An 18,600-nucleotide genomic window follows, 5' to 3' on the forward strand; every position below is an offset into this window, starting at 1 on the left:
ATTTTTAATTCACTTTATTTAATTAAATAACAAACATCAATTTTATGATTCGTTGTTTTCAAACAAGTCCAATTATTTTCAAATTTTGGGGTTATTTTCCCAGATTTTTTATCTCTTGAATAATAATTATCATTTGTTCCTTCGCCTATATCTTTATCATTTTTTAATACCCCGAAACCACACCCTTTTGTGTCATATTCAGGACACATTGTAGACTCTTCAATAAAGATTTCAGACTTACCAAATTTTAAAGCTGTATACATGCCACCCGCACCACCACCAGATGATATGATGCATTTTTGCGCTGGCTGTAGCTTACCTTTAATCACTTCTGCACAAAGACCTTTAGAATCAGGGAACTCATGCGCATAAGCCGTTCCAAATATACACAGCCCTAATAAACAATAAATTGGTTTCATTTTTAAGAACTCCACTTTTAAGATTTTTTAAATACTTTTTTATTTTTCACTTGGAAATTTACCATAGTTTCAAGAATTCTATATGTGCAAATAAGTAAAAATATTCTTAGGAGTGTTATGGAGTTAATTTGATGTGGTAACTCAATTTGGAATGGTGTTGGTTAAGGTTATATGTTGAGTTAAAAAAGAGCTTTAAATTCTCATTAGGTAAATTTAAGTGTAAATCTTCTAGTCTAGAGCTTAACATAAAGTAAAGTCAGTTATTTATGTATACAAAAGATAAAATGAGATTAGATATAGATGATGCTGATACGAGTGAGTTTTAAAATATAGTTTTAAAATTATTTTTCCGAAAACAAGTCCTAAAGACTTGTATGTGAGTTTATACAAAAGAAACAAGTTTTTGTTAATGTAATGATCACATTTTTATTTTTTAAAATATAGCGTCACAAAAAAAAGCCCTAAAAGGGCTCTTTTTACGCAACAAATTAGTTCGCTAAAGCTTTAACTTGTGCATTTAAACGGCTCTTATGACGAGCAGCTTTGTTCTTATGGATGATGCCTTTATCAGCCATACGGTCGATGACTGGTACAGCTGTTTTATACGCTTCAGAAGCAGCAGCATAGTCACCAGCAGCGATAGCAGCTACTGTACGTTTAAGATAAGTACGAACCATAGAACGTAAGCTTGCGTTGTGTTTACGTGCTTTAACGTTTTGTTTAGCACGTTTTCTAGCTTGAGCAGAGTTTGCCACTCGTGCACTCCTTGAAAATAGATTGGTCTGGGCGGGCTGAAATTACATCTGAAAACCTACATCAGAGAATTTTCACCAGCCCGTAAACAAGTGCCATATTTTGATTAAAGCGCACATTAAAGTCAAGTCTTGACATGCTTTGACACCAATTAGATGCAGAAAAAAACTCAAGAAACCGTTAGATTATTTAGAAATCAAGGAGATTGTTTAAAAATGACACAAACGATTAAAAATGCAATCGTCATTGGTGCAACAGGTTTGGTGGGTAAAGCTTTAATCAAACAACTAGACCAATTAGCACAATGTGAAAAAATTACAGCAGTTGTTCGACAGGAAGATATTGAACTTAAACAACGCTCTAAAGTGGAACAATTGGTATTAGATGATTTTCTTTTACTGAATGATCAGGATGTTCATGGCTTTAGTCATGCTTTTAGTTGTTTGGGTTCAACGCAGAAAAAAGCAGGGTCTAAAGAAAATTTTTATGCCATTGATTTTGAGATAAATGCACATTTTGCTGATTTATTTGAAACTACGGATACTCATTTTATTTTAGTGAGTGCAATGGGGGCAAATGCAAATTCTAAGATTTTTTATAATCGAGTAAAGGGTGAGTTGGAAAATTACTTACAAAGTTTAGGTTTGGCACGTATTTCTATTATTCGACCTTCTTTGTTATTAGGTGAGCGAAATGAGCAACGGACACTTGAAGATCTGGGACAAAAAGTTTTTCAGAAATTGTCGCATTTCATTCCAAATACATTTAAATATAAGCCAGTGACAGCCGAACAAGTGGCTCATACTATGGTCGAGGTTGCGCAAACTCAGACTGTTAAATTTGAAATTTATGATAATTTACGCATACAAAATTCCAAATAAAGGAGAATTAAATTGACTTCACCCGCTTTTGTAACTTGCGATTTACTGGATGATAATCCTGAAAAAGACATTCAAACTTTAATTCCTTCTTTAGATGGTCGTTTCTTTAAAAGTTATGGTGAACGCAAAAGTTTTGGCGGTCAAATCGTGACTGTAAAATGCTTTGAGGATAACTCTCGTGTTAAAGAACTATTAGCGACGGATGGCACAGGTAAAGTTTTGGTGGTCGATGGCGGTGCTTCTATGCGTTGTGCCTTGATGGGCGATATGATTGCTGAATCTGCTGTAAAAAATCACTGGAATGGTGTTGTAATTTACGGCTGTGTACGTGATGTAGACGCAATTGCTGAACTTGATCTTGGCGTACATGCATTGGCTTCAATTCCACAAAAAAGTAACCGAAAGGGCATAGGCGAAGTCGATGTTCCTTTGTATTTTGGTAGTGTAACTTTCAATTCTGGTGATTTTATCTATGCAGATAACAACGGAATTGTAGTTGCCAAAGAAAAATTAGTTGATCTTTAAAATAAGGGTGCTTAAGCCCTAAGGATAACAAAATGGTGCATCATCAGATTAAAGTTGCTCAAGCATTGATTTCAGCAATTACAGAGGGTGGGCGTGGCGCAAACGGTACGCCATTTCCTAATCAGCCTGAAAAAGCGTTAAAGTTATATGAATTTGAGGGTTCACCATTTTGTCGTCGTGTTCGCGAAGTGATGACATTATTGAACTTGGATTATGAAGTTTATCCATGTCCAAAAGGTGGTACAAAGTACCGTGCGATTGCCAAAGAACAAGGTGGAAAAGCCCAGTTTCCGTTTTTAATTGATGAAAATACAGGCGAAAAACTGTATGAGTCTCAAGATATTATTCATCACTTATTTAAAAATTATGGAAAAAATGGCAAAACACCAAAAAGATATGCACGTTATCCAAAATTACCTGTTGTTGCATTTGCAGGGACATTGGTAAATGGTGCACGCGGTGTATGGGTTGATAAAAAAATTGTCAATCGTGAAGCCCCCAAACAACTTTTAGAGTTATGGGGTTTTGAGGCGAGTCCATATACCCGTGTGGTACGTGGAGTTTTAACTGAGTTAGAACTGCCTTTTGTTTTTCATAATGTGGCGAAAGAGCGTTGGCAAGATCAAGGTCCTTCATTTTTACGTTTAAAGCCCGGTAAATATGTACCATTAAAAGATGGTAAACGTTCAAAAGTTGTGGATGTCATGGGGCGTCATAAAAAAGACATTCAAGTGCCATACTTGGTTGATCCAAATACAGGTGCGCAATTATTTGAGTCTGAAGCAATTATTGATTATTTACAAAAAAAATATGGTGCTTAAATTTTAAGCCTGAAAGCATCCGTAAGGGTGCTTTTTTATTGAGATCGGGGATGAGTTTAGGCAAATATTAAATGACTAGCGTTAATGTTTGAGCAAGAAAATAATTGCTTTAAAATTTAGGTTTATCGTGGACTTGAAAAGCCAATGCTAAAACAAGCGTTAAAAGATGAAATATTTTTCTTCATTTTAGAACATAGAAATTATGCTAAATTAAAATAAATATAACGAATTTAGGAAAGATGATGGCGAACACTCGAATTCAACCTGTTATGAGTCGTCCTGGTGAGAATGCGCTTTTTATCGTTTTAGGTTTAAATCCAAGTGATGATGCGATCAGTACCGTGCTAGATTTCGCAGCAAATTTCTCAGCTTTAACACGTAGTTTAACGGGACGTTATCCAGAAGCGCAGTTCAACGCAACTTTAGGTTTTAGCTCAAATGCATGGGATCGTTTATTTCCACATCAAGAAAAACCTAAAGAATTAGAAACATTTAAAGAAATTAAAGGTCCAAAATATACGGCTGTTTCAACCGAAGGGGATTTGTTTTTCCATATACGGGCTGATCGTCAAGCGTTGTGTTTTGAGTTAGGCAGTATTATTCAACAACAATTGCAACATGCGACTTATTCAATCGATGAAGTGCATGGCTTTCGATATTTTGATGGGCGTGCCATCATTGGTTTTGTTGATGGTACGGAAAACCCTGAGCCTGAAATTGCCGCAGAATATGCTTTGGTCGGGGATGAAGATGCTCAGTTTAGAGGTGGAAGTTATGCCTTTATTCAAAAATATACCCATGATATGCAAAAGTGGCGGGCTTTAAGTGATGAAGAACAAGAAAAAGTCATAGGACGTAAAAAGTTTAATGATGTGGAGCTAAGTGATGAGGTAAAACCGCTTACTGCACATAATGTAGTTAGTAAGGCGCATGATGAACAGGGCAATGAGTTAAAAATTATGCGTGCCAATATGCCATTTTCAAATCCTTCTAAAAATGAATATGGAACATTTTTTATTGGCTATGCACGAAAATTTAGCGTGACTCGTCAGATGCTTGAACATATGTTCCAAGGTGATGCTGCAGGAAACTTGGATCGCCTACTTGATTTTAGTACAGCGCAAACAGGGACTTTATTCTTTGTGCCTACTGTTGATTTCCTTGATGATTTAGGAGATGAGTGATTTTTTAGCTTGTAGGAAAGGGATGCCGTGACATCCTTTTTCACCTAATGTTGAATGATTTGCTAAAATGACATTTTAATCAGGATGAGTTTCAAGATGTTTGCAAAAATTGCCGGGCTATTTAAAGCAAATAAAAACACAGCAGAGCAAGCATTTTTGCAGGAAAATCATATTCAAATTGATGCTGAAAAAGGGTTTATTGTTGATGGAATCGTGGTGAATGATTTATCTGAGCGTCTTGAATATTTTTCCAATCGTAAATTAAATCATTTTGATGATTTAGAAGCATTGTTTTATAAGGCAATTTTGATTAATGAGAAAATTGATTTGGAAATTGCTTCAGGGCGTTATGTTCAAAGGCTTGGAAATGATGAGGAAAATTTAAAACAATTAAAAGAAATTATTCGAAAGTTGAATGCGTATTATAAAGAGTTTAAAAGAGAGAAATAAAAGCATTAGACAAAATCACTCAACTGAATAAAGTCATCATGTTAAACTATCGCCCATGTCTTTTAGACCCAAAGTGATTATGTTTAAACAAGAAATTTCTGATCTTCATTTAAAACAACTCAAAGCAGGTGAAAAGCGTTGGATTGGTTCGATGCTTGGTTCTTCTGCTGCCTTATTATTCAAAGAAATTTCAGAGAAATCTGAGCAGTTGTTTGTGCTTGTTGCGCGTAATAATCAGCATTTGGGGCAACTTGAAAGCGAACTTGAGTTTTATGGGATAAAACCGACCATTTTCCCTGATTGGGAAATCTTACCTTATGATCGTTTATCACCCCATCAAGATATTGTTTCAGAACGGCTTTCAATCCTTTCAAATATGCCAACTAAAGGCATATTACTTGTTTCAGCAACAACTTTGGTGCAACGTGTTGCACCTACATCGTGGGTTTTAGGTGAGCATTTTGATATTAAAGTCGGACAGAAATTTGATTTAGAACAACAAAAAATGCGTTTGATTCAAGCCGGTTATCACTTGGTCGATACTGTTTATGATCATGGGGAATTTGCGGTACGTGGCAGCATTATGGACATTTATGCATCTGGGCAAAATGCTCCGATCCGCATAGATTTATTTGATGATGAAATTGATAGTTTAAAATTTTTCGATCCGGAAACGCAAAGAACCACCACCAAACTAGAAAATTTTACAGTATTGCCAGCCAAAGAATTTCCATTGAAAGAAGCAAGAGCAGTATTTCGTGATCGTTATGCAGAAAGCTTCCCAACGGCAAATCCTAAGAAAAATCCAATATATACTGATGTCTTAGAAGGCATTGCATCGGCTGGTTTAGATTTTTATTTTCCATTATTTTTTAGCAAAGAAGCAATGCAAACGCAAAGTAGTTTAATGTCCTACTTTCCCAAGCATTGTATTGTCATTATAGATACGCATTTGGATGAAGGTTTAACTCATTTTTGGAAAGATGTGATGCGTCGTTATGAAGATCGCCGTCACAATGTAGATCAGCCTTTATTGCCACCTGAAGAACTGTTTATCCAACCAAACCAATTGTTTGAATATTTAAATCATTTTCCAAGAATTATTGCTTCAACTGAAAAGATTGAGTTAAAAGCAGGTGCACTTAATTTATCAGCAGAATTACCGCCTCGTTTGCCTGTAGATCCAAAACAAGAGCGACCATTCAGTGCTGTTAAAACTTATATTGATGAAGCCAATCATCCTGTGTTATTGGTGGCTGAAAGTGCAGGTCGTCGTGAAACTTTAAAAGATGCCTTGCGTCCAAGTTTGGGTGAAATTCCAGTTGTAGAAAATTTTAGCGAATTTCAAAGCTCAAATTATTCGGTTGCAATTACCAATGCACCTTTAGATCGTGGTTTGGTAGTGACAGATAGTTTATCGGTCATTTCTGAAAATCAGCTTTATGAACATCGGGTGGTACAGCGTCGTCGTAAACGTCAGCAAGAAGTTTCAGAAGAGTTTTTAATTAAAAGCTTAACTGAGCTGAATATTGGCGCACCTGTGGTGCATATTGATCATGGTGTTGGGCGTTATGCAGGCTTGGTGACGCTAAATATTGATGATCAAGATTATGAGTTTTTACAGCTCAATTATGCGGATGAAGCCAAAGTTTATGTGCCTGTGACACATTTACATTTGATTAGTCGTTTTAGTGGTGGTGATCCTGACCTTGCACCTTTACATAAACTTGGTACTGATGCGTGGAACAAAGCCAAACGCAAAGCACTTGAAAAAATCCATGATGTTGCAGCAGAGTTATTACACATTCAAGCACGTCGTCAGTCTAAACCTGGTATTAGTTTTGAGCTTGAACAAAGTGCTTATATGCAATTTTCAAGTGGTTTTGCGTATGAAGAAACATTGGATCAAGCCAATGCCATTGAAGCAACCTTACATGATATGCAACTGGCAAAACCGATGGATCGTTTGGTCTGTGGTGATGTCGGTTTTGGTAAAACAGAAGTGGCGATGCGAGCAGCTTTTGTTGCAGTACAAAATAATAAACAAGTTGCAGTACTTGTACCAACAACACTTTTGGCACAACAACATTATGAATCATTTAAAGACCGTTTTGCCGATTGGCCGATTCGTATTGAGGTTTTATCACGTTTTGGAACCAGTAAAACACATACCAAAACCATTGAAGATTTAGCGGATGGTAAAGTAGATATTGTCATCGGCACACATAAAATTTTGCAAGAAAATGTGCAATTTAAAAACTTAGGTTTGATGATTGTTGATGAAGAACATCGTTTCGGTGTGCGTGACAAAGAACGGATTAAAGCTATGCGTGCCGATGTAGATATGCTGACGCTTACAGCGACCCCGATTCCACGTACGCTGAATATGGCATTTAGTGGCATGCGTGATTTATCCATTATTGCCACACCACCTGCACGTCGTTTGGCAGTCAAAACCTTTGTCAATGAACAAACTGACGAAACCATGAAAGAGGCGATTCTACGTGAATTGTTGCGTGGTGGTCAGGTGTATATTCTACATAATGAAGTTGAAACCATTGAACGTGCTGCTGAAAATATTCGCAATCTTGTACCTGAGGCACGTGTTGCGGTAGCACATGGGCAAATGCGTGAACGTGAACTTGAACAAGTCATGCAGCAGTTTTATCACAAAGAATATAATGTTCTTGTCTGTTCGACCATCATTGAAACAGGCATTGATGTTCCGAATGCCAATACCATTATCATTGAGCGTGCTGATAAACTTGGGCTGGCACAACTGCATCAACTTCGTGGACGGGTGGGTCGTTCACATCACCAAGCCTATGCTTACTTGATGGTACCATCAATCAAAGGCTTAAAAGGCGATGCAGAAAAACGCCTTGATGCGATTTCACGTGCCTCAACTTTGGGTGCAGGTTTTATGCTGGCTACAGAAGATTTAGAAATTCGTGGTGCAGGTGAGTTACTCGGTGAGCAGCAAAGTGGTTCAATGAATGCGATTGGCTATAGCTTGTATATGGAAATGTTGGAAAAAGCCACCAAAGCCATTCAACAAGGCAAAACTCCGAACTTCGATGCGCCATTGTCTTTAACTTCAGAAATTACTCTGCATATGCCAGCATTGATTCCAGATGATTATTTGGGTGATGTGCATCAGCGTTTGATGTTCTATAAGCGTATCAGCAATACTGATACTCAAGAGAAACTTGATAATATTCGCATGGAGCTGATTGACCGTTTTGGTGTGCCACCGATTGCAGTCAAACAATTGTTTAGCGTGCATCAAATTCGTATTAAAGCCGAACAGTTAGGCATTACCAAAATTGATATCGGTGCAAATGGTGGGTCTATTGAATTTTCACCAGACACACCAGTGCAAGCCATGACTATTATCCAACTCATGCAAAAACAACCCACTTACTATCGTATGGAGGGTGGGCAAAAACTTAAAGTCATGGTGATGCTGGAGGAAAATGATAAGCGGATTCAGTTTATTTTAGACTTACTGAATAAGCTTCTCGCTGACTTAAAATAGTTCTAACGCCAATCGTTACGCATTTATTTGCTGTAACGATTGGACAAATACATGGCAATATATGAGCCAATGTGTATGCATAATATTTTTATCACTTTTTAGTCAATAGATTTGTTATCAAGATCAAAACAAACTGTATTTATTTGTACCAAAACACAAGCCTAGCAATATTCACGTTAAAACTGATGTGTTAGTATTAGGCATCGTTTTTAATTTTATGTCATTTATAAAGATATGTTTAGTTTGCATCCCCAACTTGCTCAAGATACGTTTTTTGTCGGCGATTTTCCGCTTTCTACATGTCGTTTAATGAATGATATGCAATTTCCTTGGTTAATCCTGATTCCACGTGTACCAGGAATTACTGAGCTTTATGAGTTAAGCCAAGCCGATCAAGAACAGTTTCTACGTGAATCAAGCTGGCTCTCAAGCCAACTTTCTCGTGTATTCCGTGCAGATAAGATGAATGTCGCTGCTTTAGGAAATATGGTGCCACAATTGCATTTCCATCATGTGGTACGTTATCAAAATGATACAGCATGGCCAAAGCCTGTATTTGGTCTACCAGCAGTGCCTTATTCAAATGAAGTTTTAGCACATATGCGTCAAACGTTGATGCTCGCGCTTCGTGGTCAAGGGGATATGCCATTTGACTGGCGCATGGACTAATCGCTATTGCGTATGGATAAGTGAATAATAAATGACATTCGAGGTCATCATTTGCCATTAGAACGTATGTTTGATAAGCAACCTAAGCAATTTGAAATATTTCAGCGTTTGATGGGATATATCATGATTGCGGTGATGTTGCTGATTTATTATTTCACTTCTCCCAATGCACATAATCAACTTTATGTGCCGATCTTTATTCTTTTTATTTTTCTGATCAGTCCACGATTGTCACGTTGGTTAGAATATCAATATGGCTCGGTGGTTCGTAAAAGTGTCTATTTCCTGATTGATATCGTGGTGATTGCAACGGCTTTAGCAGCCGTACATCTCAGCCTTGTTATTACCTTTATTTTATTATTTGTTGCGATTTATTTGGCGGTGAACCATAAAATTTCGATGATGATTGGTTCGTTGGCGATCTTAGTTAGTATTTTTGTTTTTTATTTTAATATTATTTTTATCTTTGGTTTTGATGATTATTTTCAACAAACCTCTATGGAACTGACTGTATTAAGTTTTATGGGGTTGATTATTTTCATTAATATTTCAAATTATTATCAAAAAAGAAGAATGAAGCGGGTTGATTTACAACGTCAAAATTATTTTAATGAAATGAATCGATATATTCAGCTCTCCAACCAACTGAGTCGCTATGCGCCATTACAATTATGGCAATCTATCATGCGTGGTGAAACTGAGGCAAAATTAGAATATAAGCGTAAAAAAATAACAGTGTTTTTTTCAGATATTCAAGGTTTTACAGAACTTTCTGAAACTTTAATTCCAGATGATTTGGCATTTGTATTAAATGATTATTTGAGTCATATGACAGAAATTGCCAAGCAATATGGTGCAACCATTGATAAGTTCATGGGGGATGCCATTTTAATCTTCTTTGGCGATCCTGACTCACAGGGCGTAGAACAAGATGCAAAAAACTGTTTGGATATGGCATTGGCAATGCGTCAGCAAATGAAATTTTTGCGAGCGCGTTGGGAGAAAATGGGTTATGCACCGCTACATATTCGCATGGGAATCAGTACGGGTTATTGCCACGTAGGAAACTATGGCGCAGTGCATCGTATGACTTATACCATTGTTGGGCGTGATGCAAATTTAGCAGCACGTTTACAAAGCGCTGCTGAAATTGATGAAATTTTAATTTCAGATGATACTTATAAATTAGTGAAAAGCTGTTATTTATGCGCTCCTAAAGAGCCGATGGAGTTAAAAGGTATTCAAGATGCTGTGAAAACTTGGCAAGTTGTTGAAAAATACAATAATATTCATAATGAGAATGAGCAATGGTTTGATTATGAGTACAAAGGTTTTCATTTGGTTTTGAATATGCAGGAAGTTCAAAATTTCGAATATAGTGAACTTATTAATGTGTTAGAAAATATGATTAAACGTATTCAAGTTCAAGAAAAACTGACCAATGCACATGGTGTTGCAAAATTAAGATTGGAAGATGAAGTGATACTTTTCGAAAAAACTTTAGATTTGAGTGACGAAAAATAAAGTGTAGGCTGTTGTGTTCTAATTTGATTGATATTCAATAACGAGGGAGAACAATTTCACTAAGATTTACACTTGATACAACCAACCTGATAATCTTAAGCTAAAAAATAACTACCTTTATTTTGTTTCATTTTTGTTAAAATTTATGAAATTGAAAACTTCAATTTTTATTTCTAGCTGTATTTTCTTTTTTGAATGAAAATAATCGTTATTTCTCTTGAAGCTGCTGATATGCAGCTTACAACGGTATTTTGTTCAAAGTGCCTATAAAACAGACTGAATGATGAGCATAATTACCCTAATTGATATTTTAAATTACTGAAAAGTACAGTACTGAAATAGCTATTTTGTTTCCACTTCGTGTATTTATGCTTAGGTTTATTTTTAAGAATAATTATAAAATTCCAATTGTTTGAGCTTTTAAGAATATTATTCTAAAAGTTAAAAATTCCAAAAAACACATACATTTTCAAAAATTTATTTTTAAGTATAATTTAAAATTATAATTTACTTTTAATTAATCTTTATTAATCATTACAGAGAGAATAGAGTAATATGAATAAGATTTATAAATTAATTTGGAATATTACAACCCAATCTTGGGTGATCGTTTCAGAGCTTGTAAAAAGTCAAGGTAAAAAAGGCACTGTTGTAGTTGGTTCAATGACTTTGGGGCTAACTATTGGGGCTTCAGCACAGGCAGCTATAGTGGGATTGCTGATTGATAATGGTGCATCACGTCCTACAAATCTCGAAACAAGTTATAACAATGAAATAATTCGTCCAGATTTTGATTATTTTTCAATGAAAGGTGTTTCGGTTATATCTGGTAGTAAGTTGGATTTTAAAAATGGCTTAATCAATGTAGATATGACTGGAGGTGCCTTATATGACTCCTCACGCTATCCTATAGGTATAGCCTTATCAGGAAATGGCAATAAAAATCCAATAAATTTTGATAATACAACCATCAATGTGAAAGCTAAAAGGTCAGCCAGAGGTATTGAAGATTATAATATTAGTTCGATCAATTTAAATAATATGACCATCAATGTTGATGGTGGTTTGGATGGTTCAGCCGCATTATATGGTTATCATCAACTGACCTATAACGACTGTCCTTCGTGTGGACCTGTGAATGTGACAGGTAAGACTACTGTCAATATTAACAATCCTACTCAAAGTGCAAATAATACAACCATCGGTTGGTATAGCATAGGTTCTGGGGCAAAAGCACATGGGATTAAGTTTACAGGTGGCGAGTCTATCACAAATGTGAACAATAAAGATGCACTTGCTTATGGTTATGTGCTTAATAGTAATGGAAAAATTGATTTTGATGGGGTGAAACTTTCAGGTACCACAAATGGTCAAGATCGGATATATATTGGTGCTGGTGGAACAATTAACTTCGCTGGCGATACTGTTGCAAATAGTCCGATTCATCTGCTCACGCATTATGGTGATGTTCATTTTGAAAAGCTCAATGCTGATACCTTTACATTGGCAGAATTTCGCAGTATCCAAAAAGCCATTGATGGCGGAACAAATGATGATGGGGGCGTATTAAACTCTAAAGTTCATTTGGGCGATAAAACCTTAATTGCTACTGGGGCGCACGATACTGCTGATAATTACAATGTTTATAAATCTTCTTTAATTGGTTCAGAAAACAGTAAATTTGTTAAACAAGGAAATAATGCACTTAGTTTCACCGGCAGTAGTTCGAATTTCTTAGGTGAATTAATCGTAGAAGAGGGGATCGTTCAAGCCAATAATGACGCAGCTTTTTTAAATACCAAACAAATTACCGTAAAAGATGGTGCTGTATTGGCTGGAAGTCATTATCGAGGAAATAATCTGACAGGGGCAAAGCCGACACCTGGTGTGGGGAAAAAAGTCGTTATTGAAAGTGGTGGCACTTTACAAGTGGGTTCTGCGCTAGGCGCTACAACTGCAAAAAGGGCATTTAATATTGGTGGTGATTTAATTAACCACGGCACAGTAAAACTCAGTAATGATCAAGGTGTGGTTGGTAATACCATGTTGGTCACAGGTGATTATGTTGGTTACGATGGTAGCTATTTAGATATGTCATTTGAAATTACTCGAGATAGCCCTTATAACACAGAGCTTGATCATGACAAATTAACTATTCAAGGGAACTCTAGTGGAACCACAAAAGTAAGGGTTAAAAATCTAGGTAGCAAAGGTATCGATTATACCAAGCAAAACGGTATTCAACTGATTGAAGTGCAAGGTGAGATTTCTGATGCTGAGTTTATTCAAGATGGGCGAATTGTAGCTGGAGCTTATGATTATTACTTACAACGTGGTAATCCACAATTCGCAAATTTATTAGATGATAAATCGGAAAATAATTGGTATTTAAATAATAATATTCCTGATTCGACCGTAACGCCAACAGTTAAACCGACCGTAACGCCAACAGTAGAACCAACAGTAGAACCAACAGTTCAGCCGACTGTAACACCTACGGTAGAACCGACAATTCAGCCGACTGTAACGCCTACGGTAGAACCAACCGTTAAACCAACTGTAACACCGACGGTAGAGCCAACCGTTCAACCGACAGTAACCCCTACAGTAGAACCAACAGTCCAGCCGACTGTAACACCTACGGTAGAGCCGACTGTAACACCTACGGTAGAACCGACAGTTCAGCCGACTGTAACCCCAACAGTTCAACCAACTATAACGCCGACGGTAGAACCAACAGTTCAGCCGACGGTAGAGCCAACCGTTCAACCAACAATCGCACCTACTCAAGCACCAGTTGAAATTATCCGACCAGAAGCGGGTTCTTATAACTTTAATACTTGGGCAGCCAACAATATATTCCGTCTTAATTTAAATGACCGATTGGGCAGTATTGCACAGGGCGAGTCTAATCCGCATCAAGGTAGTGTGTGGATACGCTATGTGGGCAATGATATTGATATGGAAGATAAAAGTGGTCAATTAAAAATTGATGGTGAGCAAAATGTAGTAATGCTCGGGACAGATTTATTTATACATTCGGCAAATGGTCAGAACCAATTCACATTGGGTGCTTTAAGCGCATACGGAGATATTAAGGGTAAAACCTATAATAGACTATCTAAACATAGTAGTCGCCATGAGGTCGATGGCTTTGCTATAGGTTTATATGGAACCTTCCAACAAAATGCAGAAACTAAAACTGGTTTATATGCAGACAGTTGGGTGTTATGGAATGATTTTGATAACAAAGTTTCTGGGGATGGCTTAGCCACAGAAAAATATGATGCTGACGGGATAACCGCTTCTGTTGAGCTGGGATATAACTGGAATGTGTTGAAAAAAGAAAATGTTCAGTATGTTTTACAACCACATGCACAATTGATTTGGCAGGATGTAAAAGCGGAGCAGATCAAAGAAGACAATGGTACAGACATCAGATTTAGTGATGATGCAAACTTACAATCCCTCTTGGGCTTAAGGGCTGCAGCGAATATTCAGTTGAGTCAAGCGATGTTGACACCATATGTTGAAGCTAACTTTATCCATAACAGTGAAAATCATCGTGTTTATATGAACAATGTTGCTGCCGACTTGGATAATAAGGGCGCTGCTGGTCAAGTCAAGCTTGGTATAGAAGGTAATATGCAAAATCGCTTTGCGATAAAAGCTGAAGCTGCTTATACAGGTGGAAGCTCAGACTATAAAGAGGTGGGTGGTAATTTAACTTTGAAATACCGTTTCTAATTTAGAAAACTCAGTAATTGCCTTGTATGTAATGCAGGGCAATTACATTATTTATTTTTATTCAAAATGTTGTGAAATGATGATTTTTAAAATCTAAAATATGTTTATAAATCATAATTTCATATGCTTTTTTGTGATTGCTGCAAGAAAGCTATTGTAAAAATATTAAATCATTGGGCTTAGGTTTTTTTAAGTTAAATAGTATTGAAGAATGATGAATTTTAGAAAAGAAGAAGCATCAATTTTTGTTTCTATTGCTTCATATCGTGATCCTCAACTTCCTCTAACAGTTGCGTCTTTATTAAATCAAGCGGATTATCCAGAAAGGGTGTTTATCGGGGTATTAAATCAAGTACATTTAGACAAAGATAAAGATTGTATCTCCATTGACTATCCTCAAATGCAACAACATGTCATGGATTATAATGATGCAAAAGGTGTTTGTTGGGCTAGAGGCTATATTTGGAGTGAATTATTAGATCAACATGATTTTGCTTTACAAATCGATAGTCACAGTCGCTTTGCAAAAGGTTGGGATACCACACTTTTGGAGATGTATATAAAAATAAATGATGAAAAAGCGATTATTACACATTATCCGATGGGATTTGATACTGAAACAAATCAACTAAATGAACAAATGTACACTTATTTTAATGTACAAAAATTCCGTGATACCCAATTACCCGAAGTTTCTTCAGGTGCAATAGCACTTGATCGAGCACCTAAGCAGTGTGCAAAAACGGCATTTATTGCGGCTGGGTGTCTTTTTGGTCGAGGAAATGTATTTAAAGAAGTTGCATACGATCCATATATTTATTTTCATGGCGAAGAAATTACCTATGCAGTTCGCCTATGGACGCACGGTTATAATTTATACTTACCCAATATGCCTTTTATGTGGCATGATTATCAAAATATCAATCAAAGACCTTTGCATTGGCAAGAACATAGCATGTGGCAACTCAAAGATAAGTTAGCCCAACAACGCTGTCGACATTTATTAAGAATTCAAAAAGCCGATGATCTGAGAGCTTTACATCAACTAGAACAATATGGCTTAGGATTTATCCGCAGTTTGGATGAATATCAGATATTCTCTGGACTTAATTTTCAAAAACAGACACTTAGTAATAAAGTAAAAACAGGGACAGAATACTAGGATAAAATAATAGAAAATTTCGGAAACTAGTAAAATATTGAATACTACATGGATATTAACTTATATATTTGATCTAGTGTAACCTATTTTAAACCGTTTCCGTGTTCTTTGAATAAGTAAAAACAACTATCAATCAAATGATTTGAGGCAAATTATTTTAATTTTTTTGACACAACCTTAGCTTCTGGATTTAGAATAGCAGGATTAACCAGAATCTCTGCTTCAAGTCGCTTAATCCATTCTTTGGCTAATGACTCTTTTGCAAAAGTTCTTGTTTTAATAAATGGTGGTAAGCCTTTACGAGTTATTCGTATTTGAGCTCTGTATCGAGTTTTACCATCTGCTGTAGTTCGTTCTGCAATTGTTCCCATATTTACGCCATAAAGTTGGATTTACGCCACAAGGGTGATTATGGCGCAAATAAGGCGTAAAGAATAGTTAAGAATGATTGAAAATGATGTAAAACCTTTGAGAATATGGGAAAGTGAAAATTGAGTAAAAACAACGTAATTGCAGAATTGTTTGATAAATCAAAACATTCCCCTATTTTTGTCGCACCGATGGCAGGTGTCACAGATCGTCCATTTAGAACATTGTGCAAGTACTTTGGTGCAGGTCATGCGGTCAGCGAAATGATGACCTCTGACCAGACTTTGCGCATGACTAAAAAAAGTTTATACCGTGCCAACTTTGATGGTGAGCTTGCCCCTATTTCAGCACAAATTGCAGGTTCAGAGCCTGAACAACTTGCAGAAGCAGCACGCTATCAAGTTTCTAATGGCGCGCAAATTGTCGATATTAATATGGGATGTCCTGCAAAAAAAGTCTGTAATAAATTAGCAGGCTCAGCTTTACTCAAAGATGAAGATTTAGTCGCTCGAATTTTAGATGCTGTTGTAGCTGCGGTAGATGTTCCTGTGACCTTAAAAACTCGTTTGGGTTTTTTAAATGGACATGAAAATATTATGCGTGTTGCTAAGCGGGCAGAAGAAGCTGGTATTGCAGCACTCGCTTTACATGGGCGTACCCGTGAAGATATGTATTTAAATACAGCACGTTACGGCTTGATTAAAGATGTTAAAAGCCTGTTGAATATCCCTGTCATTGCCAATGGTGACATTGACAGTCCTGAAAAAGCCAAATATGTATTGGACTATACAGGTGCGGATGCGGTGATGATTGGGCGTGCAGCACAAGGTCGTCCGTGGATTTTCCGTGAAATAGATCATTATTTAAAAACAGGTGAGCATTTAGCAGCACCTGATATTCAAGAAGTTAAAGACGTATTACTTGGACACTTGTCTGAGTTGTATCAGTTTTATGGTGAGTATTCGGGGTGTCGCATTGCACGTAAACATATTGCTTGGTATACCAAAGGCTTACGTTCAAGTAATGAGTTTCGCCAAAATATGTATAAAGTTGAAAATACTGCGGATCAAGCCAAAGTTGTAGAAGATTATTTTAATCATTTATTGGATCAAGGTAAGATTATGAGTGATGTACAAGTAGAGAAAGTGAATTTGCTTGATGTATAAATAGAATAATCCAATTAGAAAACATGATTGTAAAATGGGAGTTTTCTCTCTCCCATTTTACAATCATGTTAAATTGCTCAAGATAGCATTAATCTATGACTAAATGTCTTTTTAGTTCAGCATTTAAAGGATAAATCCGTTCTTTAGGTAGTAACTTTTCAGCATGTTTATATTGTCCATTGCGTCGAAATTGTGCCATTTTACGAACCAAAGGCGTAATGTCTTTGATAGTTAAGATAGCCGCATCGTTAAATTCTTGAATCAAAAAACGACTGATGCCAATCTGAATACTACGGTATTCAAGTTTGTTACTTTTGAGGTTACGCTCAGGATCCCATTGCACATGAACATGTGCATTTTCAAAATCTTGCAGCCAAAGTGCACCATTTTTCTGTTGAGATAATGTAGGATCCGTATGTACGCTTAAGGCTAAAGCTTTTTCCCAAAAATCACGTTTAATACGAATGGCAAGAATATATTCTTGCCCTGATTTACTTGCCCAATTACTGCGTCCCATCAACCATAGAAATGATGGTTTAATCCATGTCATTCTTTGAAATGAGAATGGTGCAACAAATTTCTGATGTTGAACTGCAAGTTGAGCGATATTTTTATTGTAGGCTTGATAGACCGTAATACTATCACGGTCATATACTGCACGAATTTCATGATATGCAGGCATGATAAATCTCACTTGTAAATTTGACTAAGTTTTAAAAAAATAAAAACCTAAGTTAGACAAGTGGAAAATGATTCACCGCTAGGCAAAAAATTTGATTCATCATGATATAAATTCTAAAAATAGAAATACATTGTTATTTTAGTCAAAATTATGCTTTGATCAAGCGAAATCGATGAGATCAGTAACTTTTAAGCAATGAATAAAACAACATTTCAACTCCTTGCTCAATACAATCTTTGGGCAACTCAAGGTTTGGTTAAACATTTAGAAAAAATGCCAGATGATGATTTTCACCAAGATGTCGGTCTGTTTTTTAAAAGTATTTCAGGTACTTTAAATCATGTATTACTTGGAGAGCATTATCTTTGGTATCCACGCTTTAAAGAGGGAATTTCACCTCGAATAGCTTTAGATCACACTATACATACGGAAAAATATGCGCTGTTAAATGAGTTAGAGCAGAAATCAAAGAACTGGATTGATTTTATAGAAACAATTCAAGCCTCTTTATTTGAGGGAAATTTAACTTATCAACGCACTTCGGGTCAAACCTTGACATTGCCTTATGCAGCAACATTATTGCATGTGTTTAATCACGGGACGCATCATCGAGGACAGGTGAGTGCAGCAATGACCGTTTTAGGTTATGCATGTCCTGAGCTTGATTTGGTATATATGTTGGCAGAGAAAAATCAGGCTTAAAGTTAAAC

16 protein-coding genes are annotated in these 18,600 nt (G+C 36.4%); 12 read left to right on the forward strand and 4 right to left on the reverse strand.

Annotated elements, in window-relative coordinates; all coding sequences use genetic code 11:
* Window positions 1–14: 14 nt before the first annotated feature.
* Window positions 15–419 carry a hypothetical protein gene (locus tag HUS24_RS01970; RefSeq protein ID WP_173910376.1) on the reverse strand — a complete coding sequence of 135 codons (405 nt, stop codon included), beginning with the start codon at window positions 417–419 and terminating at the stop codon, window positions 15–17.
* A 488-nt stretch (window positions 420–907) separates the two neighbouring features.
* Window positions 908–1,174, reverse strand: a complete 267-nt coding sequence (rpsT, locus tag HUS24_RS01975) for a 30S ribosomal protein S20 (protein ID WP_065992630.1) — start codon at window positions 1,172–1,174, stop codon at window positions 908–910.
* A 213-nt stretch (window positions 1,175–1,387) separates the two neighbouring features.
* On the opposite strand from rpsT, the gene HUS24_RS01980 reads away from it, so the two are divergent.
* From HUS24_RS01980 to HUS24_RS02025, 10 genes are all read left to right on the forward strand, one after another.
* Window positions 1,388–2,053, forward strand: a complete 666-nt coding sequence (locus HUS24_RS01980) for an NAD(P)H-binding protein (RefSeq protein WP_173910377.1) — start codon at window positions 1,388–1,390, stop codon at window positions 2,051–2,053.
* Between the two features lie 12 nt (window positions 2,054–2,065).
* Window positions 2,066–2,578 (forward strand): ribonuclease E activity regulator RraA, encoded by a 513-nt coding sequence (gene rraA / locus HUS24_RS01985; RefSeq protein WP_173910378.1) that lies wholly within the window; start codon window positions 2,066–2,068, stop codon window positions 2,576–2,578.
* Between the two features lie 32 nt (window positions 2,579–2,610).
* Complete coding sequence (locus HUS24_RS01990; RefSeq protein ID WP_173910379.1) at window positions 2,611–3,399, forward strand: glutathione S-transferase N-terminal domain-containing protein; 789 nt, start codon at window positions 2,611–2,613, stop codon at window positions 3,397–3,399.
* 242 nt (window positions 3,400–3,641) lie between these two features.
* Window positions 3,642–4,583, forward strand: a complete 942-nt coding sequence (locus HUS24_RS01995) for a Dyp-type peroxidase (protein ID WP_173910380.1) — start codon at window positions 3,642–3,644, stop codon at window positions 4,581–4,583.
* A 96-nt stretch (window positions 4,584–4,679) separates the two neighbouring features.
* Window positions 4,680–5,033 (forward strand): hypothetical protein, encoded by a 354-nt coding sequence (locus HUS24_RS02000; protein ID WP_173910381.1) that lies wholly within the window; start codon window positions 4,680–4,682, stop codon window positions 5,031–5,033.
* 79 nt (window positions 5,034–5,112) lie between these two features.
* Entirely contained in the window at window positions 5,113–8,571 is a 3,459-nt protein-coding gene (gene mfd / locus HUS24_RS02005) for a transcription-repair coupling factor (RefSeq protein WP_173910382.1), read from the forward strand.
* Between the two features lie 234 nt (window positions 8,572–8,805).
* On the forward strand, window positions 8,806–9,240 hold the full coding sequence (locus HUS24_RS02010) for an HIT domain-containing protein (protein WP_065992640.1): 435 nt from the start codon (window positions 8,806–8,808) through the stop codon (window positions 9,238–9,240).
* A 51-nt stretch (window positions 9,241–9,291) separates the two neighbouring features.
* Window positions 9,292–10,764: an adenylate/guanylate cyclase domain-containing protein gene (locus HUS24_RS02015; protein ID WP_173910383.1), complete on the forward strand. Its 1,473-nt coding sequence runs from the start codon at window positions 9,292–9,294 to the stop codon at window positions 10,762–10,764.
* A 555-nt stretch (window positions 10,765–11,319) separates the two neighbouring features.
* A complete protein-coding gene (locus HUS24_RS02020) occupies window positions 11,320–14,511 on the forward strand; it encodes an autotransporter outer membrane beta-barrel domain-containing protein (protein ID WP_173910384.1) in 3,192 nt (1,063 codons plus the stop codon).
* A 211-nt stretch (window positions 14,512–14,722) separates the two neighbouring features.
* The gene (locus HUS24_RS02025; protein ID WP_173910385.1) at window positions 14,723–15,673 is read left to right on the forward strand and encodes a GlcNAc-transferase family protein; all 951 of its coding nucleotides are present in this window, start codon (window positions 14,723–14,725) and stop codon (window positions 15,671–15,673) included.
* A 152-nt stretch (window positions 15,674–15,825) separates the two neighbouring features.
* Here the strand turns inward: HUS24_RS02025 and HUS24_RS02030 are convergent, their stop codons facing one another.
* Window positions 15,826–16,044 carry a hypothetical protein gene (locus HUS24_RS02030; protein ID WP_254433789.1) on the reverse strand — a complete coding sequence of 73 codons (219 nt, stop codon included), beginning with the start codon at window positions 16,042–16,044 and terminating at the stop codon, window positions 15,826–15,828.
* Between the two features lie 147 nt (window positions 16,045–16,191).
* On the opposite strand from HUS24_RS02030, the gene dusB reads away from it, so the two are divergent.
* Window positions 16,192–17,208: a tRNA dihydrouridine synthase DusB gene (dusB, locus tag HUS24_RS02035; RefSeq protein ID WP_302476099.1), complete on the forward strand. Its 1,017-nt coding sequence runs from the start codon at window positions 16,192–16,194 to the stop codon at window positions 17,206–17,208.
* Window positions 17,209–17,296: 88 nt separating this feature from the next.
* Here dusB and HUS24_RS02040 read toward each other — a convergent pair whose 3' ends face one another.
* A complete protein-coding gene (locus HUS24_RS02040) occupies window positions 17,297–17,890 on the reverse strand; it encodes a DUF4291 domain-containing protein (protein WP_173910387.1) in 594 nt (197 codons plus the stop codon).
* A 195-nt stretch (window positions 17,891–18,085) separates the two neighbouring features.
* Between HUS24_RS02040 and HUS24_RS02045 the strand changes: the two genes are divergently transcribed.
* Complete coding sequence (locus HUS24_RS02045; RefSeq protein ID WP_173910388.1) at window positions 18,086–18,592, forward strand: DinB family protein; 507 nt, start codon at window positions 18,086–18,088, stop codon at window positions 18,590–18,592.
* Window positions 18,593–18,600 lie beyond the last annotated feature (8 nt).

Origin of the sequence: Acinetobacter sp. Marseille-Q1618 (genome assembly GCF_902809855.1) — a bacterium.
Lineage (GTDB): Bacteria > Pseudomonadota > Gammaproteobacteria > Pseudomonadales > Moraxellaceae > Acinetobacter.

Excerpts from the sequence above, each read along its gene's own strand:
- HUS24_RS02040 (WP_173910387.1), bottom strand. The coding sequence starts at position 17,890 with ATGCCTGCATATCATGAAATTCGTGCAGTATATGACCGTGATAGTATT.
- mfd (WP_173910382.1), top strand. The coding sequence starts at position 5,113 with ATGTTTAAACAAGAAATTTCTGATCTTCATTTAAAACAACTCAAAGCA.
- HUS24_RS01970 (WP_173910376.1), bottom strand. The coding sequence starts at position 419 with ATGAAACCAATTTATTGTTTATTAGGGCTGTGTATATTTGGAACGGCT.
- HUS24_RS02025 (WP_173910385.1), top strand. The coding sequence starts at position 14,723 with ATGATGAATTTTAGAAAAGAAGAAGCATCAATTTTTGTTTCTATTGCT.
- HUS24_RS01980 (WP_173910377.1), top strand. The coding sequence starts at position 1,388 with ATGACACAAACGATTAAAAATGCAATCGTCATTGGTGCAACAGGTTTG.
- HUS24_RS01995 (WP_173910380.1), top strand. The coding sequence starts at position 3,642 with ATGGCGAACACTCGAATTCAACCTGTTATGAGTCGTCCTGGTGAGAAT.
- HUS24_RS02045 (WP_173910388.1), top strand. The coding sequence starts at position 18,086 with ATGAATAAAACAACATTTCAACTCCTTGCTCAATACAATCTTTGGGCA.
- HUS24_RS02010 (WP_065992640.1), top strand. The coding sequence starts at position 8,806 with ATGTTTAGTTTGCATCCCCAACTTGCTCAAGATACGTTTTTTGTCGGC.
- HUS24_RS02030 (WP_254433789.1), bottom strand. The coding sequence starts at position 16,044 with ATGGGAACAATTGCAGAACGAACTACAGCAGATGGTAAAACTCGATAC.
- HUS24_RS02020 (WP_173910384.1), top strand. The coding sequence starts at position 11,320 with ATGAATAAGATTTATAAATTAATTTGGAATATTACAACCCAATCTTGG.
- HUS24_RS01990 (WP_173910379.1), top strand. The coding sequence starts at position 2,611 with ATGGTGCATCATCAGATTAAAGTTGCTCAAGCATTGATTTCAGCAATT.
- HUS24_RS02000 (WP_173910381.1), top strand. The coding sequence starts at position 4,680 with ATGTTTGCAAAAATTGCCGGGCTATTTAAAGCAAATAAAAACACAGCA.